Source organism: Pseudomonas sp. Mn2068 (assembly GCF_049319725.1).
GTDB classification, from domain to species: domain Bacteria; phylum Pseudomonadota; class Gammaproteobacteria; order Pseudomonadales; family Pseudomonadaceae; genus Aquipseudomonas; species Aquipseudomonas gingeri.
This window is the reverse complement of record NZ_JBMOUG010000006.1, coordinates 157,899-178,694: the sequence shown is the minus strand read 5'-3', so window position 1 is coordinate 178,694 and position 20,796 is coordinate 157,899. Positions and strand designations below refer to the sequence as shown.

General features: G+C 63.1%; 11 protein-coding genes. 3 read left to right on the top strand and 8 right to left on the bottom strand.

Translation table 11 applies throughout. The annotated features are described in order from the left end of the window. Positions 1-96: 96 nt before the first annotated feature. The gene (locus tag ACL9RJ_RS15880) at positions 97-1,899 is read right to left on the bottom strand and encodes an acyl-CoA dehydrogenase (protein WP_422765452.1); all 1,803 of its coding nucleotides are present in this window, start codon (positions 1,897-1,899) and stop codon (positions 97-99) included. A 222-nt stretch (positions 1,900-2,121) separates the two neighbouring features. On the opposite strand from ACL9RJ_RS15880, the gene ACL9RJ_RS15875 reads away from it, so the two are divergent. After that, on the top strand, positions 2,122-3,204 hold the full coding sequence (locus ACL9RJ_RS15875; RefSeq protein WP_422765451.1) for an anthrax toxin-like adenylyl cyclase domain-containing protein: 1,083 nt from the start codon (positions 2,122-2,124) through the stop codon (positions 3,202-3,204). Between the two features lie 50 nt (positions 3,205-3,254). Here the strand turns inward: ACL9RJ_RS15875 and putA are convergent, their stop codons facing one another. Next, positions 3,255-7,208 carry a trifunctional transcriptional regulator/proline dehydrogenase/L-glutamate gamma-semialdehyde dehydrogenase gene (gene putA, locus ACL9RJ_RS15870; protein WP_422765450.1) on the bottom strand — a complete coding sequence of 1,318 codons (3,954 nt, stop codon included), beginning with the start codon at positions 7,206-7,208 and terminating at the stop codon, positions 3,255-3,257. Between the two features lie 457 nt (positions 7,209-7,665). Between putA and putP the strand changes: the two genes are divergently transcribed. Next, positions 7,666-9,150: a sodium/proline symporter PutP gene (putP, locus tag ACL9RJ_RS15865; RefSeq protein WP_017126861.1), complete on the top strand. Its 1,485-nt coding sequence runs from the start codon at positions 7,666-7,668 to the stop codon at positions 9,148-9,150. Between the two features lie 61 nt (positions 9,151-9,211). Here the strand turns inward: putP and ACL9RJ_RS15860 are convergent, their stop codons facing one another. Together ACL9RJ_RS15860 and ACL9RJ_RS15855 are read right to left on the bottom strand one after the other, a co-directional pair. Beyond that, positions 9,212-10,480 (bottom strand): O-acetylhomoserine aminocarboxypropyltransferase/cysteine synthase family protein, encoded by a 1,269-nt coding sequence (locus tag ACL9RJ_RS15860; RefSeq protein WP_017126860.1) that lies wholly within the window; start codon positions 10,478-10,480, stop codon positions 9,212-9,214. Positions 10,481-10,651: 171 nt separating this feature from the next. Beyond that, positions 10,652-11,146 (bottom strand): DUF2165 family protein, encoded by a 495-nt coding sequence (locus ACL9RJ_RS15855; protein ID WP_017126859.1) that lies wholly within the window; start codon positions 11,144-11,146, stop codon positions 10,652-10,654. Positions 11,147-11,293: 147 nt separating this feature from the next. Between ACL9RJ_RS15855 and ACL9RJ_RS15850 the strand changes: the two genes are divergently transcribed. Continuing rightward, positions 11,294-12,130, top strand: coding sequence for a 23S rRNA (adenine(2030)-N(6))-methyltransferase RlmJ (locus ACL9RJ_RS15850; RefSeq protein WP_177083438.1), 837 nt, complete (start codon positions 11,294-11,296; stop codon positions 12,128-12,130). Positions 12,131-12,294: 164 nt separating this feature from the next. Here ACL9RJ_RS15850 and msrA read toward each other — a convergent pair whose 3' ends face one another. The 4 genes from msrA to aceE all read right to left on the bottom strand — a co-directional run bounded on the left by msrA (position 12,295) and on the right by aceE (position 20,656). Then, positions 12,295-12,942: a peptide-methionine (S)-S-oxide reductase MsrA gene (msrA, locus tag ACL9RJ_RS15845; RefSeq protein ID WP_017126857.1), complete on the bottom strand. Its 648-nt coding sequence runs from the start codon at positions 12,940-12,942 to the stop codon at positions 12,295-12,297. A gap of 79 nt (positions 12,943-13,021) precedes the next feature. Then, entirely contained in the window at positions 13,022-15,715 is a 2,694-nt protein-coding gene (locus ACL9RJ_RS15840) for a sensor domain-containing phosphodiesterase (RefSeq protein WP_212810406.1), read from the bottom strand. Positions 15,716-16,043: 328 nt separating this feature from the next. Beyond that, positions 16,044-17,999, bottom strand: coding sequence for a dihydrolipoyllysine-residue acetyltransferase (gene aceF / locus ACL9RJ_RS15835; protein WP_103032944.1), 1,956 nt, complete (start codon positions 17,997-17,999; stop codon positions 16,044-16,046). Between the two features lie 11 nt (positions 18,000-18,010). Beyond that, positions 18,011-20,656 (bottom strand): pyruvate dehydrogenase (acetyl-transferring), homodimeric type, encoded by a 2,646-nt coding sequence (aceE, locus tag ACL9RJ_RS15830; RefSeq protein ID WP_017125128.1) that lies wholly within the window; start codon positions 20,654-20,656, stop codon positions 18,011-18,013. Between the last annotated feature and the right edge of the window lie 140 nt (positions 20,657-20,796).

The window sequence follows — 20,796 nt, the reverse complement described above, 5'->3', positions numbered from 1 at the left end:
TACTCCAGGAAAGCTAGAAAGGCGGTGCGCAGACTGACCATGCAGTCTGCGTGCCAGCGATTCTAACCTGTTGAAATGTACTGCTGTCAAAAAGCTTTAGAACCAATCGTCCTGCATGGCCAGGCAGGTATCGTCCCGTGCTTCGAGAATCGTCAGCTCATGATGGCAGCCGGGGACTTCCCAGGTCAGGAAGTAGCGGGCAGCCTGCAACTTGCCCTTGTAGAACGCCCGGTCCGCCGGGTTGCCCCTGGCCAGGCCTTCTTCGGCCCGGACCGCCTGTTCCAGCCAGCGCCAGCCGATCACCGTGTGGCCGAACGCTTTCAGGTACAGCGCCGAGTTGGCGAGGCTGCCGCTGACCTTGCCCTGGGCCAGGTCGGTCAGCAGGCCGATGGTCACCGTCTGCAGGCGGGCGACCAGTTGCTCCAGCGGTTCGCGCAGGGCGTCCAGCGAGGTGTGGGCGGTTGCCCGTCTGGCCGTGTCGGCGATCAGCCGGATCAGTTGCTTGAGCCCGGCACCGCCATTCTGCGCCAGCTTGCGGCCCAGCAGATCCAGCGACTGGATACCGTGGGTGCCTTCGTGGATCGGGTTGAGGCGGTTGTCGCGGTAATACTGTTCCACCGGGTATTCGCGGGTATAGCCGTGGCCGCCGAGGATCTGGATCGCCAACTCGTTGGCCTTCAGGCAGAACTCCGAGGGCCAGGACTTGACGATCGGGGTCAGCAGGTCGAGCAGTTCATGGGCCTGGCGCCGTTCGACTTCCGAGGCCAGGGTCGTGGTGTCGTCGAACAGCCGGGCGGCGTACAGGCCGAGGTCGAACGAGCCTTCGACATAGGCCTTCTGGGTCAGCAGCATGCGCTTGACGTCGGCATGCTGGATGATCGCCACCGGCGCGGTGCCCGGGTCCTTGCTGTCGGGCAGACGGCCTTGCGGGCGTTCCCGCGCATATTCCAGGGAGTACAGGTAGCCGGCATAACCGAGCATCACCGCGCCCATGCCGACGCCGATGCGTGCCTCGTTCATCATCTGGAACATGTAGCTCAGGCCATGGTGCGGCTTGCCCACCAGATAGCCGACGCAACTGCCGTTATCGCCGAAGTTCAGCGCGGTGGAGGTGGTGCCCCGCCAGCCCATCTTGTGGAACAGCCCGGCCAGCAGCACATCGTTGCGCGGGCCGAGGCTGCCATCGTCGTTGACCAGGAACTTGGGCACGATAAACAGCGAAATCCCCTTCACTCCGGGCGGTGCGTCCGGCAGCTTGGCGAGGACCATGTGCACGATGTTTTCCGACAGCGGGTGATCGCCGCCGGAAATGAAGATCTTGTTGCCCTTGAGGCGATAGCTGCCGTCGGACGCCGGTTCGGCGCGGGTACGGATATCGGCCAGCGACGAGCCGGCATGGGGTTCGGTCAGCGCCATGGTGCCGAAGAAGCGTCCGTCGATCATCGGCTGCAGGAAGCGTCGTTTCTGCTCCTCGCTGCCGAAACTCTCGATCAGGTTCGCCGCGCCCATGGTCAGGAACGGATAGGAAGTCGAGGCGGCGTTGGCCGACTGGAAATGCGCGAAGCAGGCTTGCGACAGCAGCGTCGGCAATTGCATGCCGCCCGCGTCGAAGCTGCGCGCGGCGTTGAGGAATCCGGCTTCGAGAAAGGCATCCACCGCCGTCTTCACTTCCGGGATCAGGATCGCCTCGCCGTTTTCATAGCGCGGCTCGTTTTCATCGTTCTTGCGGTTGTGCGGGGCGAAGAACTTTTCGGCGATGGTGCGGGCGGTGCCGAGGGCGGCGTCGAAGGTTTCCCGTGAGTGCTCGGCAAACCGCTCGCGCTGGGTCAGGCCTTCGGCATCGAGGACTTCATACAGCTCGAAAGCCAGATTACGGGAACTGAGCAGCGTCTCGGACATGGCGGCCTACCTTTGATGGGATGGACCGAGTCTAGGTGGCTGAATGGGCAGTGCCTAGCAAGATTGATCTGGGTGATGGAGGGTCAAAGCAGTGACAGGGGCGTCGCTTGGGTTTGTAGTATTTGTCGGCGCGCGCGAGTGCCGTGTAGGGGTTTTTTCTGATATTTGAACGAATCGGTTGCCGTCAGAGTGGTCCTTCGAGTTTTTTTGATGGAGCGCTCCATGCTGGAAAAACTGTCAACCACCCCGTCTCTCGGCGTCGGGCCTTTGAGGGATGGCTTGCCTTCGGTCTTGTCCGAGTCGCTGAAAGCGGTCGCGAACAGCCCCCAGGCGTTTCAGAAAATCCCGGCGCAATCCGTATCGTCCGCTGCCGGCCCCGGATTGTTGTATGCCGAAGCGATTCAGGCCGTGGCGGACCGCTACGGCGTCGTGCTCGGCATTCGTGCGCCCAACCCCCTGAGTGCGAGCCTGCTCAGGGAAGGATTTTCCTCGAAGAATTTTCACGTCAAGGCCAAATCCAGCAGCACCGGGCCGACAGCCGGTTTCATCCCGTTGAATCCTGCCTACTCGAAGGTGGCGCCAGGGCAAGTCGCCAGGCAGCAGCGCAGTATCGAGGGGGCATTGGCCGGCGGGGCGAAGGCGGTGAACCTGATGTTGTCCCCGGCACGCATTGAAGAGTTGCTGGCGACCGGGCACATGGTGGCGCGGGGTTCAGGCTATCGGGCCGAGTACCCGTCAGGTGCATCCGCTCATTTCAGCATCGACGCGAAAGGCCAGGTCTTCGACGAGGCCGGGCCGGTGAAGGTGTTGAGCAATCCGGGCAGCGACAGGGCGATCACGGCGGACTATGACCTGTTTTCGATTTATCCGCGCAGGGCCCAGGGTGACAACGTACGGCCGCTGCGGGCTGCACCGATGTTCGTGGGGAACGCCTGCGAAGAGTTGAGACAGAGGGCCAGGCCGCTGCTCACCGGGCAGCCCGCTTTCGACGGGGCGCAGGAACATGTGGATATGGGCAATATCCATCGTTTCGGCATCGCTATCGTGCAAGCGCTGAACCGGGAAATTGCCGGGGCGGGTTACACCGGTGGCAACCTGGTCTGGCACAACGATGAGACCGGCAATCCCTTTTCCCCCGGGTTCGATGCGCGGGATGCGCCGATTTTCTTTTTTCCCAGGGATCGCGGGAGTGGAGCGACGCCTCGGCCTCGACAGGTGTCATCCAGGGAGGAGTTGCTGGCGCTGCAGGGGCAGTTGAGGGAGGCGGGGTTTCAGGTTGAATACAGTCCCCGGTTCGGGTTCTGAGCGAGAGTGGAAACAGGCGCCCGTTGCGGGCGCCTGGTCTTTCAGGTGGTTCAGCCGATGGTCATCAGGCTGGCGTTACCGCCCGCGGCGGCGGTGTTGACGCTCAATGCCCGCTCGATCACCAGGCGTTCCAGGGCAATCCCGGTTTCGCCCTGGGACAGGCCCTGCACGCCGACAATCGCTCCGGCCCGTTTGGCCACCTGTTGGCAGACCGCCTGCAACTGGTCGGAATGACCGTGATGCAGCACGGCATCGAAGATCACCTCGTCCTTCTGCCAGTCGGCTACCCGCTGGATGCGCGCCTGTACTTCTTTGGGCAGGCGCGCATACAGCGCCTTGCCCGGCTCACCCTCCGGCCATACCGCCGAACTGCCCACCGCCAGCACCGCGGCGAGCTGGGTCAGCAGGTCGGTTTCGAGGTCCGCCAGGCACAGCACGTGTTCGCGGGGCAGGATGGCATAGGTGTTGCGCTCGCCGGTCGGGCCGACCAGAGGGCGGGTGATGCCGCTTTGCGATTGCGTAGCGAAGCGCGCGCACAGCTCTGCCAGATCGGCCTGCTGGTTGGCGCCTGCCCAGGTTTGCAGTGCGGTCAGCGGCTTGCTCATGGCATCGCGCAAACGCACATCCGGCGCATTCAGGGCATCGACCCGCACGAACGATTGCTCGATGGCATCGCTTGGCCGGGTTGCCAGCAGGCGATACAGGTACAGCGGACCGCCGGCTTTCGGACCGGTGCCCGACAGGCCTTCGCCGCCGAACGGCTGCACGCCGACCACGGCACCGACGATGTTGCGGTTGACGTAGACGTTGCCGGCATTGACGTTGTCGATGACCTTGGCGATGGTTTCGTCGATCCGGGTGTGCACGCCCAGGGTCAGGCCGTATCCCGAGGCGTTGATCTGGGCGATCAGCTGGTCGATTTCCTTGCGCTTGTAGCGCACCACGTGCAGCACCGGGCCGAAGATCTCCCGCTGCAGTTCGTCGAAGCTTTCCAGTTCGATCAGGGTCGGCATGACGAAAGTGCCGCGCTTGCATTCCTCGCTGTCGGCGATGGCGACCTGGTAGACGCTGCGGCCTTTGTCGCGCATGGCCTGGATATGTTTCTCGATGCCGGCCTTGGCCTCGGCGTCGATCACCGGGCCGATATCCACGGACAGGCGTTCCGGGTTGCCGAGGCGGCATTCGGCCATGGCACCCTTGAGCATTTCGATCACGCGGTCGGCGGAATCTTCCTGCAGGCACAGTACGCGCAGGGCCGAGCAGCGTTGGCCGGCGCTGTCGAAAGCCGAGGAGACGACGTCGATGACCACTTGTTCGGTCAGTGCCGAGGAGTCGACGATCATCGCGTTCTGCCCGCCGGTTTCGGCGATCAGGGGGATCGGTCGGCCCTGGTTGTCCAGGCGCCCGGCGACATTGCGCTGCAGCAGGCGGGCGACTTCGGTGGAGCCGGTGAACATCACGCCCTTGACGCGATCGTCGCCGACCAGGCGGGCACCGACGGTTTCACCGCGACCTGGCAGCAGTTGCACCACGCCTTCCGGAATCCCGGCTTCGAGCAACAGGCGCACGGCCTGGGCCGCGATCAGCGGGGTCTGTTCGGCCGGCTTGGCCAGCACCGGGTTGCCGGCGGCCAGTGCGGCAGCCACCTGGCCGCTGAAGATGGCCAGCGGGAAGTTCCACGGGCTGATGCAGACCACGGGGCCCAATGGGCGGTGGGCATCGTTGCTGAAATCATTGCGTGCCTGCACCGCGTAGTAGCGCAGGAAATCCACGGCCTCGCGGACTTCGGCAATGGCGTTGGCGAAGGTCTTGCCGGCCTCGCGGACCAGCAGGCCCATCAGCGGCTGGATCTCGCCTTCCATCAGATCGGCGGCACGCTCCAGGATCGCGGCGCGCTCGGCCGGCGGGGTGGCCTGCCAGATCGGCGCGGCGTTCAGGGCGCACTGGACGGCGTTGTCGACGTCTTCGACCGTGGCCTCCTGGACATGACCGACCTGGTCACGGTGATCCGATGGGTTCAGTACCGGCGCCGCGGTTTCGTTGCTGGACTCGCAGCCCAGCATCGGCACGGCTTTCCAGTGGTTGTGGGCGCTGGCCAGCAATGCGCAGGACAGCGAGGCCAGGCGATGTTCGTTGGCCATGTCGATGCCCGCCGAGTTGGCGCGCTCCGGGCCGTACAGCTCGCGCGGCAAGGCAATGCGCGGATGTGGCAGGCCGAAGCCGCCTTCCTGCAGGGCCATCTGCTCGATGCTGCTGACCGGGTCGGCGACCAGTTCCTGGATGGAAATGGACTGATCGGCGATGCGGTTGACGAAGGAGGTATTGGCCCCGTTCTCCAGCAGCCGGCGAACCAGATAGGCCAGCAGGGTTTCATGGGTGCCGACCGGGGCGTAGACGCGGCACGGACGGTTCAGCTTGCCCTCGGCAACCTTGCCCACGACCTGTTCGTAGAGCGGCTCGCCCATGCCGTGCAGGCACTGGAATTCGTACTGGCCCGGGTAATAGTTCTGCCCGGCGATATGGTAGATGGCCGACAGGGTGTGGGCATTGTGGGTGGCGAACTGCGGGTAGATGACTTCCGGCACCGACAGCAGCTTGCGTGCGCAGGCAATGTAGGAAACGTCGGTGTACACCTTGCGGGTATACACCGGATAGCCTTCCAGGCCTTCGACCTGGGCGCGCTTGATCTCGCTGTCCCAGTAGGCGCCCTTCACCAGGCGGATCATCAGGCGATGGCGGCTACGGCGCGCCAGGTCGATGACGTAGTCGATCACGTACGGGCAGCGCTTCTGGTAGGCCTGGATGACGAAGCCGATACCGTTCCAGCCGGTCAGTTGCGGTTCGAAGCACAGGCGTTCGAGCAGGTCCAGGGACAGCTCAAGGCGGTCGGCTTCCTCGGCATCGATGTTCAGGCCGATATCGTATTGCTTGGCCAGCAGGGTCAGCGACAGCAGGCGCGGGTACAGCTCGTCCATCACCCGTTCGTACTGGGCGCGGCTGTAGCGAGGGTGCAGGGCCGACAGCTTGATGGAGATGCCCGGGCCTTCATAGATGCCGCGGCCGTGGGAAGCCTTGCCGATGGCGTGGATGGCCTGCTCGTAGGACGCCAGGTACTTCTGTGCGTCGTGTTCGGTCAGGGCCGCTTCGCCGAGCATGTCGTAGGAGTAGCGGAAGCCCTTGGCTTCGAAGCGGCTGGCGTTGGCCAGGGCCTCGGCGATGGTCTCGCCGGTGACGAACTGTTCGCCCATCAGGCGCATGGCCATGTCGACGCCCTTGCGGATCATCGGTTCGCCGCTCTTGCCGATGATGCGGCTCAGGGACGAGGTCAGGCCCGCTTCATTGTGGGTGGCGACCAGCTTGCCGGTCAGCAGCAGGCCCCAGGTCGCGGCGTTGACGAACAGCGACGGGCTGTTGCCCAGGTGCGGCTGCCAGTTGCCGGTACTGATCTTGTCGCGGATCAGGGCATCGCGGGTGCCCTTGTCGGGGATGCGCAGCAGGGCTTCGGCCAGGCACATCAGCGCCACGCCTTCCTGGGACGACAGGGAGAACTCCTGCAGCAGGCCCTGGACGATACCGGCACGGCCGCCGGCGCTCTTCTGGTTGCGCAGCTTCTCGGCGATGCCCGAAGCCAGTTTGTGGGTGGCCTCGGCCATGGCGGCAGGCAGTCGGGCCTGTTCCAGCAGCATCGGCACCACTTCCTGCTCGGGGCGACGGTAGGCGGCGGTAATGGCGGCGCGCAGGACCGATTGCGGGAGGATGCTTTCGGCGAATTCGAGGAAGCACTGGTGAGTGTGGTCGGCCTGGACCTCGCCGGCATCGTCGGTTTCACCCCGGGCCGTGCCGCTGAGTTCGGTCAGGGTTGCACCGCTCTCGAGTTTTTCCAGGTAGTTGAAAATGGCTTGCTTGATCAGCCAGTGGGGAGTGCGATCAATCGAGTGGGCCGCAGCTTTAAGGCGCTCGCGGGTCGGGTCGTCGAGTTTGACCCCAAGGGTGGTCGTAGCCATTTTCTTATCCTCATGGTTGCCACGACGGCGTGGCATCAGCTGGCAGCAAGATTAGCTTCGGGATAGTCAAGGTGCAACCGGGTGCAACCCTTTTTTCGGCGGAAAAAACCGATCGTGATCGGGAAAATTTTTCCGGTTGCCGGCCTTTGCCCCGATTTGAAGCCTTTTAATTATCAGCGCCGGGCTTTTTGCTCCGAAAAGGAGCAAGAAACAGTCGGAAAAGGTGGAAATGTCCAAAGGTGCAACTTAAACGGGCAAAACAGGTTGCACCTTCTTTGTTATGTTTAATAGCATGCGCGACCAAGGTGCAACCTCCTACAAGCGGGGTCATCGGCTGATGGTTTTCCTGGGGAAATATCAGTCATAAATGCCCGGCCCGCTCAGCCGTCTGACAGACAGTCGTCATAAGTGTCGGTCGCGGGCCGCCGCTAAATAAAAACAATGCCAGGGCTTTTGAATGAGTGTAAGCAACCCAACCCTGATCACCTTTGTGATCTATATCGCTGCCATGGTGCTGATCGGTCTGATGGCCTATCGCTCCACCAACAACCTTTCCGACTACATTCTCGGTGGCCGCAGCCTCGGTAGTGTGGTGACCGCGCTTTCGGCCGGTGCTTCCGACATGAGTGGCTGGTTGTTGATGGGCCTGCCGGGCGCCATCTACATGTCCGGTCTGTCGGAAAGCTGGATCGCCATCGGCCTGATCGTCGGGGCCTACCTGAACTGGCTGTTCGTCGCCGGTCGCCTGCGGGTACAGACCGAGCACAACGGCGATGCGCTGACCCTGCCGGATTACTTCTCCAGCCGCTTCGAGGACCACAGCGGCGTGCTGCGGATCATCGCCGCAGTGGTGATCCTGGTGTTCTTCACCATCTACTGCGCCTCGGGCATCGTCGCCGGTGCGCGCCTGTTCGAAAGTACCTTCGGCATGTCCTATGGCACCGCGCTGTGGGCCGGCGCGGCGGCGACCATCGCCTACACCTTCGTCGGTGGTTTCCTGGCGGTGAGCTGGACCGATACCGTGCAGGCCACGCTGATGATCTTCGCGCTGATTCTCACGCCGATCATCGTGTTGCTGGCCACCGGTGGTGTCGATACCACCTTCCTGGCGATCGAAGCCAAGGATCCGGGCAATTTCGACATGCTCAAGAACACCACCTTCATCGGCATCATCTCGCTGATGGGCTGGGGCCTGGGCTACTTCGGCCAGCCGCATATCCTGGCGCGCTTCATGGCGGCGGATTCGGTCAAGTCGATCGCCAACGCCCGTCGCATCTCGATGACCTGGATGATCCTGTGCCTGGGCGGCACGGTGGCCGTGGGCTTCTTCGGTATCGCCTATTTCTCGGCGCATCCCGATGTGGCCGGTCCGGTCAGCGAAAACCATGAGCGGGTGTTTATCGAACTGGCGAAAATCCTCTTCAACCCATGGATCGCCGGTGTACTGCTGTCGGCGATCCTGGCCGCGGTGATGAGTACCCTGAGCTGCCAGTTGCTGGTGTGCTCCAGTGCCCTGACCGAAGACTTCTACAAGACCTTCCTGCGCAAGTCCGCCTCCCAGCGTGAGCTGGTCTGGGTTGGCCGGGCGATGGTACTGCTGGTGGCGGTGATTGCCATCGCGCTGGCGGCGAATCCGGAAAACCGCGTACTGGGCCTGGTGAGTTATGCCTGGGCGGGCTTCGGTGCCGCCTTCGGCCCGGTTGTCCTGATTTCGGTGATCTGGAAGGACATGACCCGTAATGGCGCCCTGGCCGGGATCCTGGTCGGCGCGATCACGGTGATCGTCTGGAAGCACTTCAATCTGCTGGGCCTCTACGAAATCATCCCGGGCTTCCTGTTCGCCAGCATCGCGATCTATATCGTCAGCAAGATGGGCAAGCCTTCGGCGCTGATGTTGCAGCGTTTCGACGCGGCAGAGAAACAGTTCCGCCAGGAACACTGATCGCACTGAACGTTCGCTGATCGGCAAGCGGCCCGTCTCCCTGGAGACGGGCCGTTTTGTTTCAGGCGCGCAATGCCTGTTGCAGGTCTTCGAGGAGATCCTCGATCGCCTCGATGCCGACCGACAGGCGAATCATCTCCGGCTTCACCCCGGCCTTGGCCTGTTCCGCAGCGTTCATTTGCCGGTGGGTGGTGGAGGCCGGGTGGCAGGCCAGGGACTTGGCGTCGCCGATATTCACCAGGCGCTTGAAGATCTGCAGGGCATCGTAGAAGCGCACGCCGGCTTCGTATCCGCCCTTGAGCCCGAACGACAGAATCGCCGAAGGCTTGCCCTTCATGTACTTGAGCGCCAGCTCATGGTGCGGGTGGTCCTGCAGGCCGGCATAGCTGACCCAGGCGACCTGGTCGTGGGCCTTGAGGAATTGCGCCACCTCGAGTGCGTTGTCGGTATGCCGCTCCATGCGCAAGGCGAGGGTTTCCAGGCCCTGCAGCAGCAGGAAGGCGTTCATCGGCGCCAGTGCGGCGCCGGTGTTGCGCAGCGGGACTGTCCGGGCGCGGGCGATAAAGGCCGCCGGGCCGAACTTTTCCGTATAGACCACGCCGTGATAGGCGGCTTCCGGGGTATTGAGGCCGGGGAATTTTTCCGGATGGTCGGCCCAGGGGAAGGTCCCGGCATCGACGATCACCCCGCCCAGGGAGTTGCCATGTCCGCCGACGTACTTGGTCACCGAGTGCACGACGATATCGGCACCGAACTGGATCGGTTTGCACAGGATCGGCGTCGCCACGGTGTTGTCGACCATCAGCGGTACGCCGTGGGCGTGTGCTACCTCGGCGAAGCGTTCGAGATCGACGATATTGCCCGCCGGATTGCCGATGCTTTCGCAATAGACCAGCTTGGTATTCTCGTCGATCAGTTCGGCGATGGCTGCGGCGGAGTCATCGCGGGCGAAACGGACCTCGACGCCGAAGCTCGGCAACAGGTGGGCGAAGAGGGTGTAGGTGCCGCCATACAGCTGTGGCGTGGAAACGATATTGTCGCCGGCCCGGGTCAGGGTCTGGATGGCGTAGTGAATCGCCGCGCTGCCGGCGGACACGGCCAGTCCGGCGATCCCGCCTTCGAGGGCTGCCAGGCGTTGTTCCAGCACATCGTTGGTGGGATTCATGATCCGGGTGTAGATATTGCCCGGTACATCCAGGTTGAACAGGTCGGCGCCGTGCTGGGCGTTATCGAATTCGAAGGCGACGTTCTGGTAGATGGGTACGGCCACGGCCTTGGTGGTCGGGTCCGACTTGAAACCGTGATGGAGCGCAATCGTTGCGTCTTTCATAAAGTCTCGACTCAGTGAAATTCCATTAATGAGCACTGCCAGGCAGTTGCGGTCGCTTAATGGTCTCGTGTGTCTGAGTCGCCAATGACCTCCGGGTCCTGTACCCGTTGTCGGACCGCAAGCCGGTGCGCCAGTGTCCGATACTGGCGCCTGGTCGGCAAGTGACCTGGCTCAAGCCGGCTCGTTGTCCGCCTGATTGACGAAGATCAGTACACCGAGCACGGCCATGTAGAACCTGAAGGCGCCTTCCTGGCCATTCCAGATCTGCGATTGCCACATCAGGAACCATTCGCCGCCGACCACCATGAAACCGAAGAACCAGACCAGGAAACCCACGGTAGCGCCAGCGATGACCCCTTTCTTCGCCCGGTCGAAGCTGGCGGCATCGGCCTTGCGCGCTCGCCACAGGGACAGTGCGCCCGCGGCCAGCAGCACCGCGGTCAGGCCCTCGCCGAAGATGATCAGCCAGTAGGCCGCGTGCCACAGCAGCGGGGTGGTGATCGCACGGTACATCGCGGCATTGTGCGCGAAGGTGGTGTCCATGCTCAGCACATGACTGACGAAGGCGAAGTTGGAGCCATAGTCGGTGACGTTGTTGAAGGTGACCATAAAGGCGAAGGCGGCAAGGGCGAGGCTCAGGACAATCTTGGCGTAGCGGACGGTCATTGTTTTCGGGTCCTTCGTGGGCGGGAAAGGGACGTTATCACGGCCGATGGCGGGAAATATGTCAGCGCCCGACCCTGCCGTTTGTACGTTGCGACCTGACGGCGGGTGGACCACAAGGTAAACTTCGCCTCCTTCGCAGGAGTCGCCATGAACTACCGTCACGCCTTCCACGCCGGCAATCACGCCGACGTCTTGAAACACCTGGTCCTGACCCGCCTGATCGCCCTGATGGCGCGCAAGGAACAGCCGTTCGCCTACCTCGACAGCCATGCCGGCATCGGCCTGTATGACCTCAAGGGCGACCAGGCCAGCCGCACCGGCGAATACCTGGAGGGGATCGCCCGCTTGTGGGGCGAGCAGGACCTGCCCGCGGTAACCGCCGATTACCTGCGCGTGCTGCACGAGATGAACCCGGATGGCGAGTTGCGCTATTACCCCGGCTCGCCGGAACTGGCGCGGCGCCTGAGCCGGGCCCAGGACCGTGTGCTGCTCAATGAAAAGCACCCGGAAGACGGCAAGCTGCTCAAGGACAACATGAAGGGCGACCGGCGTGTGGCGGTGCACCTGGGCGAAGGCTGGCATGTTGCGCGGGCGCTGTTGCCGGTGCCGGAAAAGCGCGCGGTGCTGCTGATCGATCCGCCGTTCGAGCAACTGGACGAGATGCAGCGTTGTGCCGCGTCGCTGAAGGAAGCCATTGGCCGTATGCGTCAGACCGTGGCGGCGATCTGGTATCCGATCAAGGACCAGCGCGCCCTCAAGCGTTTCTACCAGGACCTGGCCGGCACCGGGGCGCCGAAGTTGCTGCGGGTGGAGCTGCTGGTGCATCCGCTGGATACGCCGGCAAGCCTCAATGGCTCGGGCCTGGCGATCGCCAACCCACCGTGGGGCCTGGAAGAAGAGTTGCGCGAATTGTTGCCATGGCTGGCGCAGAAGCTGGGTCAGACCCAGGGCGACTGGCGGATGGACTGGCTGATTGCCGAGTGAGTGGCGTTTCCGCTCTCGGGTGTTCACCCAAATACTGAAAACACCACCCACCCTGTAGGAGCCGGCTTGCTGGCGATCCGCGCGAAGGCGGTCATCCACCCCGGATTCGGCGATAGCAAGAGCGCTATCGCCGGCAAGGCGGCTCCCACAAGGGAGCGCCGTCATCAGATCGGGCAGGTCACGCCCGTGCCGCGGATCCCGCAATAGCCTTCGGGGTTCTTCGCCAGATACTGCTGGTGATAGGCCTCGGCGTAGAAGAAGGTCGGCGCCTCGTCGATTTCCGTGGTGATGCTGCCGTGGCCGGCCTTGCTCAGTTCGGCCTGGAACACCTGCTTGCTCTTCAGTGCCGCTTCCAGTTGTTCCGGCTTGGTGGCATAGATCACCGAGCGGTATTGGGTGCCGATATCGTTGCCCTGGCGCATGCCCTGGGTCGGATCGTGCAGTTCCCAGAACAGTGCCAGCAGTTCTTCATAGCTGACGATTTCCGGCTCGTAGACCACCAGCACCACCTCGCTGTGGCCGGTCAGGCCCGAGCAGACTTCTTCGTAGGTGGGGTTGGGCGTGTAGCCGCCGGCGTAGCCCACCGACGTGCTGTAGACGCCCGCGCGCTGCCAGAAGCGCCGCTCCGCGCCCCAGAAGCAGCCCAGGCCGAAGATCGCGAATTCCACGTTGCCGGGGAAGGGGCCCAGCAGCGGGTTGCCATTGACGAAATGTTTGTCCGGAACCGCGATAGGGGTTTCGCGGCCAGGCAGAGCTTGTTCTTTGGTAGGGAGCACGTTTTTGTTCACCAGGATTTCCGAGCGCAAGACCATGTCGCAGTCCTCTCAGTCAGGTTGAAATGAGCTGTAACTATGAAATAGACCGACAGTGTGCCCGAGTGTTACAGCGCTGTCAGGTCAGGGGGCCGCGTGGATAGCGTTTGAGCTGGCGCACCAGTTCGACTCCGGGGATCGGCCGGTCGAACAGGTAGCCCTGGCCGACGTCGCAACGGTGGCGGCGCAGGAACGCCAGTTGCTCGGAGGTTTCGATGCCTTCGGCGACCACCTTGAGTTTCAGGTTGTGGGCCATGGCGATCACCGCGGAGGTGATTTCCATGTCGTCCTGGTTGTCCGGGATTTCATGGATGAAGCTGCGGTCGATCTTGATGATGTCGATCGGGAATTTCTTCAGGTAGCTCAAGGACGAGTAGCCGGTGCCGAAATCGTCCATGGCCAGGGTCAGGCCGAGCTTTTTCAACTGGTCGAGTTGCTGGCGGGTGTCTTCGGTGGCTTCCAGCAGCAGGCCTTCGGTCAGTTCCAGCTCCAGCAGCGACGGCGGCAGTTGCTCTTCCTTGAGGATGCTGGCGATGGACGCCACCAGGTCCGGATCGGAGAACTGCTTGGGCGACAGGTTGATCGCCACCTGCAGGTTGCCCAGGCCGCGGGCGGTCAGTTCCTTGCTCATGCGGCAGGCCTGGCGGGCGATCCACTTGCCGATCGGAATGATCAGGCCGGTTTCTTCGGCGACGCTGATGAACTGGTCCGGGCGGATCATGCCTTTTTCCGGATGGTTCCAGCGCAACAGCGCTTCCATCCCCAGCAGGCGCCCGCTGCGCAGGCACAGCTTGGGCTGGTAGAACACGTCCAGTTCGTTCTGGGTCAGGGCGCGGCGCAGGTTGTTCTCGACGAACAGCTTGTAGCTGGCTTCGGCGTTCAGCGCTTCGGTGAACACCTGCACCTGGTGCTTGCCGTTGGCCTTGGCCTTGTGCAGCGCGAGGCCGGCGTTGCGCATCAGGGTCTGCGGGTCGCGGCCGTGCAACGGCGCGCTGGCGAGGCCGACGGAGCCGGTGACGCTGATCAGCTGGTTGTCGACGAACATCGGCTTGTCGAGGGTGGTCAGCAACTGGCTGGCGATCTGCTGGCCGGTTTCCAGGTCGGTATCGTCCAGCAGTACCGCGAATTCGTTGCTGGCAAAGCGCGCCAGGCTGCCGCTCGGGCTCAGGCTGTTGCGCAGGCGCCGGGCCAGGCTGATCAGCAGCTTGTCGCCGGTCTGGTGGCCGAGGCTGTCGTTGATCCGCTTGAAGTTGTCGATATCCACCAGCAGCAGGCTGATGGGCGAGTCGCTGTCGCGGGCGAAGCGCTCGTCGAGGTTGCGGATGAACGCCGGGCGGTTGCCCAGGTTGGTCAGGTTGTCGGTGTAGGCCAGGCGCTCGATGCGTTGTTGGGCGAGCTTGGTCTGGGTGATGTCTTCGTAGATGCCGATGTAGTGGGTCAGTTCGCGGTTGTCACCGTAGACCTTGGAAATCGACAACTGGCCCCAGTAGGGTTCGAGATTCTTGCGCCGGCTCTTGAATTCGCCCTGCCAGCTGTTGCTCTTGGCCAGGCTCGACGGTGCGTCGAACAGCAGCTCGCTGAGGTTTTCCAGGGCCGGCAGCTCGGAGAGTTTCTGGCCGTGGACTTCCTCGGTGCTGTACTGGGTGATGGCGGTGAAGCTCGGGTTGACGTACTCCACCACGCCGTCGCAATTGACCAGCAGGAAGGCGTTGGCGCTCTGCTCTACTGCCCGCTGGAACAGGTGCAGGGCGCTGGTGGCGGTGCGCCGGTTGTGGTTGTTGATGACCTGGGCGAACTGGTCCGCCAGCTCTCCGGCAAAAGCGATTTCATCCGATTGCCAGGCGCGGGTCTGGCCGGTCTGTTCCAGGCACAGCACGCCGACCACCTGGCCGTCGATGCGGATGCTGGCGTCGAGCATGGCGTTGATGTCGCGGGGCCGCAGGCTTTCGGCCATCTCCCGGGTACGCGGGTCGCGAATGGCGTTGTGGGCGTCAATGGCGCGGCTGGTGTGCAGGGCTTCCAGGTAGTCGGGGAAGTTGCTCGCGTCGATCACGTCCGGCAGCACGTATTCCTGGCTGGCACGGTGATAAGCGGAGATCGGCACCAGGCGCTGATCCTCGAGGTTCCAGATGCTCGCACTGTCGATTTCGTAGATGTCGCAGGCGCTGCGGGTGATCAGCTCGGCGGCTTCCTGCAGCGAGTTGTTCAGGCTGTAGCGCTGGCGGGCCAGGCGCAGGATCAGGTCCTGCTGGGCACGCACGCGGTCCAGGTGCAGCAGTTGTTCCTGCTGGGCGCGCTGGTTCAGTTCGAGGGCGATCTGCAGGCGGCTGTTCTGGGTCTCCAGGTCGGCCACGGGCAGTCCCGGCTCCTGGCCGAGCAGCCCTTCGACCACCAGCAGATAGCCGCGCAACAGGTGGCGGTTATGCTGTTTGTAGGCTTCGCCGAGTTCCAGCAGGGTCAGCGGGCCCTGGGCGGTGTGCAGGGTGTAGCGGATCAGGTAATGCGGGCTGTCGACCAGTTGCGTCTGGATCGCGTCATGCAGGCGATAACGCGCTTCCGGCTCCATCAGGCTGGCATAGGGCGAGCCGACGAGGGCGCAGAGTTCGATGGCCGGCAGGCCGAACTGGCGTTCGCAATTGGGATCGAGAAACAACAGCGCCCAGCTTGCTTCATTCAGCCGTTCGAAACGCAGCATGCCGAGCCGCGAGGGCACCGGCAGTTGCGTCACTACCTCGGCCGCCAATCTATTGGCGACATCGGGTTGGCTTTTCATTGAGAGCTCGCTTCAAGAGTACTGATCACGCGGGGTAATGACCCTTTTTCTGGCGCGTTGGGCAAGGTTGCATTAAGCGGGTCGGGCTGACAAGCAGAACAGTGGCTCCGTGCCTTCAATGTATCGGCCGGGGTGTGAAAATCTTCAGAAAAGGGCGATGGGCGGAAGGCGCTTGGCGCTCTGCACCGTACCTTTGCGTGGTGCTTTCGCGTGGCGGAGGGCGGGCAAAAAAAAGCCCCGCCAGTTGGCGGGGTTGAGGTACGAGCGTGGCGCTCGGAAATCGCTACGGCGAACCCGGCTTCCTCGCGAGAGAAAGCCGGGTCGCGGGTTACAGCAGGATAGTACGGATATCCGCCAGCAGGTCGCTCAGGCGCTTGGTGAAGCGCGCCGCCGCGGCACCGTTGATCACACGGTGATCGTAGGACAACGACAGGGGCAGCATCAGCTTCGGCTGGAAGGCCTTGCCATCCCAGACTGGCTGGATGGCGGCCTTGGAAACGCCGAGGATCGCCACTTCCGGTGCGTTGACGATCGGCGTGAAGCCGGTGCCGCCAATGTGCCCGAGGCTGGAGATGGTGAAGCAGGCGCCCTGCATGTCGTCGGCGGAGAGCTTCTTGGTCCGGGCCTTTTCAGCCAGGGAAGCCGCTTCGGCAGCGAGTTGCAGCAGGTTCTTCTGGTCGACGTTCTTGATGACCGGTACCAGCAGGCCATCCGGGGTGTCGACGGCGAAGCCGATGTTGACGTACTTCTTGCGAATGATCGCCTTGCCGCTCGGGGCCAGCGAACTGTTGAAGTCCGGCAGTTCCTTGAGCAGGTGCGCGCAGGTCTTGAGCAGCAGCGGCAGGATGGTCAGCTTGACGCCAGCCTTCTCGGCCACGGCCTTCTGGGCCACGCGGAACGCTTCCAGCTCGGTGATATCCGCCGAGTCGAACTGGGTCACGTGCGGCACGTTCAGCCAGCTGCGGTGCAGGTTGGCGGCGCCAGCCTGCATCAGGCGGGTCATCGGCACTTCTTCGGTTTCGCCGAAGCGGCTGAAGTCCACGACCGGGATCGGCGGGATACCGGCACCACCGGTTGCGCCGGCAGCAGCGGCCGGTGCTTCCTTGGCCTTCTGCATCATGGCCTTGACGTAGACCTGCACGTCTTCCTTGAGGATACGACCGTGCGGGCCGCTTGCGCTCACCGCGTTCAGCTCGACGCCGAATTCGCGGGCCAGCTGGCGTACCGCCGGGCCGGCATGAACCTTGGCGCCGGAATTGGCCGGTGCGACAGCCGGAGCGGCGGCGGGGGCTGCAGCGGCAGGCGCTGGAGCCGCTGCCTGGGCCGGTGCGGCAGGTGCTGCGGCGGGGGCCGGTGCGGCGGCCGGGGCTGCGCCCTTGACCTTCAATTTCAGGATCAGGTCACCGGTACCGACTTCGTCGTCCAGCTTGATCGATACGCTTTCCACGACACCGGCGGCCGGCGACGGGATTTCCATGCTGGCCTTGTCGGATTCGAGGGTGATCAGCGATTGATCGACTTCGACGGTGTCACCGGCCTTGACCGAGACTTCGATGATCTTGGCCTTGCCCGACGAGCCGATATCCGGCACGTGGATGTCCTGGACGCTGTCGGCTGCCGGAGCAGCCGGTGCAGCGGCTGGCGCTGCTGCTGGAGCGGCGGCAGGCGCGGCGGCCTGGGCCGGTGCCGGAGCTGCGGCCGAGGCGGCGCCCGCGACTTTCAGGACCAGGATCAGGTCGCCGGTACCGACTTCGTCGTTGAGCTTGACGCTGATGCTTTCCACGACGCCGGCGGCCGGCGAAGGGATTTCCATGCTGGCCTTGTCGGACTCGAGAGTGATCAGCGACTGATCGGCCTCGATGCTGTCGCCGACCTTGACCGAGATCTCGATGATCTGGGCCTTGCCCGACGAACCGATGTCCGGCACGTGCACTTGCTGGGCCGAAGCCGCGGCAGGTGCGGCGGCGGGAGCGGCAGCCGGTGCCGGCGCAGCGGCTGGAGCCGCCTTGGCAGCAGGCGCAGGAGCTGCCGCTGGGGCCGCGGCGGCGGCGCCTTCGACTTCCAGCTCAAGCAGTTCGTCGCCTTCTTTCAGGCGGTCGCCCAGCTTCACTTTCAGGCTCTTGATGATACCGGCCTTCGGGGCGGGCACTTCCATGCTCGCCTTGTCCGATTCCAGCGTCAGGATGCTCTGGTCGGCTTCGATGCGGTCGCCGACCTTCACAAACAGTTCAATTACTTCACCTTCACCGCTGCCGATGTCAGGTACGCGAATGAGTTCGCTCACAGGGTGTCTCCTCAGCAGTCCAGTGGGTTGCGTTTTTCCGGGTCGATCCCGAACTTGACGATGGCCTCGGCCACCACTTTAGGTTCGATATCGCCACGGTCAGCCAAGGCTTCCAGGGCTGCCAACACCACGAAATGACGGTCGACTTCGAAGAAGTGACGCAGCTTCTTGCGGCTGTCACTGCGGCCGAAACCGTCGGTACCGAGGACTTTGAACTCCTTGGATGGGACCCACTGGCGGATCTGTTCAGCAAACAACTTCATGTAGTCGGTAGAAGCGATCACCGGACCCTTGCGGCCGTTGAGGCATTCCTCGACGTAGCTCAGCTTCGGCTTCTGGCCAGGGTGCAGGCGGTTGCTGCGTTCCACTGCCAGGCCGTCGCGGCGCAGTTCGTTGAAGCTGGTGACGCTCCATACGTCGGCGCCGATGTTGAATTGCTCGCGCAGGATCTTCGCCGCTTCACGCACTTCGCGCAGGATGGTGCCGGAGCCCATCAGTTGCACGTGGTGAGCCGCTTCCTTGGTGTCTTCCTCGAGCAGGTACATGCCCTTGATGATGCCTTCCTCGGCGCCGGCCGGCATGGCTGGCTGCTGGTAGGATTCGTTCATCACGGTGATGTAGTAGAAGATGTCCTGTTGCTCTTCGGTCATCTTCTTCATGCCGTCCTGGATGATCACCGCCAGCTCGTAGCCGTAGGTTGGATCGAAGGTGCGGCAGTTCGGGATGGTGGCGGCCAGGATGTGGCTGTGACCGTCTTCGTGTTGCAGGCCTTCGCCGTTCAGCGTGGTCCGGCCGGCGGTGCCGCCGATCAGGAAGCCACGGGTACGGCTGTCGCCGGCGGCCCAGGCCAGGTCGCCGATACGCTGGAAGCCGAACATCGAGTAGAAGATGTAGAACGGCAGCATTGGCTGGTTGTGGCTGGAGTACGAAGTACCGGCAGCGATGAAGGAGCTCATGGCGCCCGCTTCGTTGATGCCTTCCTCGAGGATCTGGCCCTTCTTGTCTTCCTTGTAGAACATCACCTGGTCTTTATCGACTGGCTCGTAGAGCTGGCCGACGGAGGAGTAGATGCCCAACTGACGGAACATGCCTTCCATACCGAAGGTACGGGCTTCGTCCGGGATGATCGGAACGATGCGCGGGCCGATTTCCTTGTCCTTGACCAGTTGCGCGAGGATCCGGACGAAGGCCATGGTGGTGGAGATTTCACGGTCGCCCGAACCGTCGAGGATCGCCTTGAGGGTATCCAGGGACGGCGTCGGCACGCTGAAGCTCTGGGCGCGACGCTGTGGCACGAAACCGCCCAGTGCGGCACGGCGCTCGCTCAGGTAGCGGGCTTCGGCGCTGTTTGGCTCAGGCTTGAAGAACGGCAGGTTCTCCAGCTCTTCGTCCTTGACCGGGATGTCGAAGCGATCGCGGAACAACTTCAGGCTGTCGACATCGACTTTCTTGGTGTTGTGCGCGGTGTTTTTCGCTTCGCCGGCACCGGTGCCATAACCCTTGATGGTCTTGGCCAGGATGACGGTCGGTTGTTCCTTGTGGTTGACCGCTTCGTGGTACGCCGCGTAGACCTTGTACGGGTCGTGGCCGCCACGGTTGAGCTTCCAGATCTCGTCGTCGGACAGATCGGCAACCATCGCCTTGAGTTCAGGCGTGTTGAAGAAGTGCTCACGGACGAACGCGCCGTCCTTGGCCTTGTAGTTCTGATACTCGCCGTCGATGACTTCGTCCATGCGACGTTGCAGGATACCGTCGACGTCCTTGGCCAGCAGTGGGTCCCAGAAACGGCCCCAGATGACTTTGGTGACGTTCCACTGGGCGCCACGGAACACGCCTTCGAGTTCCTGGATGATCTTGCCGTTGCCGCGAACCGGGCCGTCGAGGCGCTGCAGGTTGCAGTTGATGACGAAGATCAGGTTGTCCAGCTTCTCGCGGCCGGCCAGGGAGATGGCGCCGAGGGATTCCGGCTCGTCGCACTCGCCGTCGCCCAGGAAGCACCAGACTTTCTGCTTGCCTTCCGGAATGAAGCCACGGGCTTCCAGGTACTTCATGAAGCGTGCCTGGTAGATCGCCTGGATCGGGCCCAGACCCATGGATACGGTCGGGAACTGCCAGAAATCAGGCATCAGCCAAGGGTGCGGGTAGGACGACAGGCCCTGACCGTCGACTTCCTGGCGGAAGTTGTTCATGTGTTCTTCGGTGATGCGGCCTTCCATGAACGCACGGGCGTAGACGCCTGGCGAGGTGTGGCCCTGGAAGTAGATCAGGTCGCCGCCGTGTTCGTCGGTCGGGGCCTGGAAGAAGTAGTTGAAACCGATGTCATACAGGGTGGCGCTGGAGGCGAAACTGGAGATGTGACCGCCCAGGTCAGAATCTTTCAAGTTCGTGCGCATTACCATGGCCATCGCGTTCCAGCGCACCAGCGAGCGAATGCGGCGTTCCATGAACAGGTCGCCAGGCATGCGTGCTTCGTGGGTGACGGGGATGGTGTTGCGGTAAGGCGTGGTGATGGCGTAGGGCAGTTGCGAGCCGCTGCGGGTCGCGAGTTCGCCCATACGGGTCATCAGGTAGTGAGCACGGTCTTCGCCTTCTTTGTCGAGAACCGATTCCAGGGCGTCCAGCCATTCCTGGGTTTCGACGGGATCGAGGTCTTGCATGGCTTGCTCCAGGGCGGAAAGGCTTCCAGAATCGGTTGCCTGAGTTTGCGACTGGCCTTGTGGGCAGACGACATAAATTCTTGGATGGTCCGGAGGTTGTTCCGGGGGTTCTGTAGTTTTACTACAAATCGTCAAGCATT

Bases quoted from the DNA above. Each gene is read 5' to 3' on its own strand.
- ACL9RJ_RS15880 (WP_422765452.1), bottom strand. From the start codon at position 1,899: ATGTCCGAGACGCTGCTCAGTTCCCGTAATCTGGCTTTCGAGCTGTAT.
- ACL9RJ_RS15875 (WP_422765451.1), top strand. From the start codon at position 2,122: ATGCTGGAAAAACTGTCAACCACCCCGTCTCTCGGCGTCGGGCCTTTG.
- putA (WP_422765450.1), bottom strand. From the start codon at position 7,208: ATGGCTACGACCACCCTTGGGGTCAAACTCGACGACCCGACCCGCGAG.
- putP (WP_017126861.1), top strand. From the start codon at position 7,666: ATGAGTGTAAGCAACCCAACCCTGATCACCTTTGTGATCTATATCGCT.
- ACL9RJ_RS15860 (WP_017126860.1), bottom strand. From the start codon at position 10,480: ATGAAAGACGCAACGATTGCGCTCCATCACGGTTTCAAGTCGGACCCG.
- ACL9RJ_RS15855 (WP_017126859.1), bottom strand. From the start codon at position 11,146: ATGACCGTCCGCTACGCCAAGATTGTCCTGAGCCTCGCCCTTGCCGCC.
- ACL9RJ_RS15850 (WP_177083438.1), top strand. From the start codon at position 11,294: ATGAACTACCGTCACGCCTTCCACGCCGGCAATCACGCCGACGTCTTG.
- msrA (WP_017126857.1), bottom strand. From the start codon at position 12,942: ATGGTCTTGCGCTCGGAAATCCTGGTGAACAAAAACGTGCTCCCTACC.
- ACL9RJ_RS15840 (WP_212810406.1), bottom strand. From the start codon at position 15,715: ATGAAAAGCCAACCCGATGTCGCCAATAGATTGGCGGCCGAGGTAGTG.
- aceE (WP_017125128.1), bottom strand. From the start codon at position 20,656: ATGCAAGACCTCGATCCCGTCGAAACCCAGGAATGGCTGGACGCCCTG.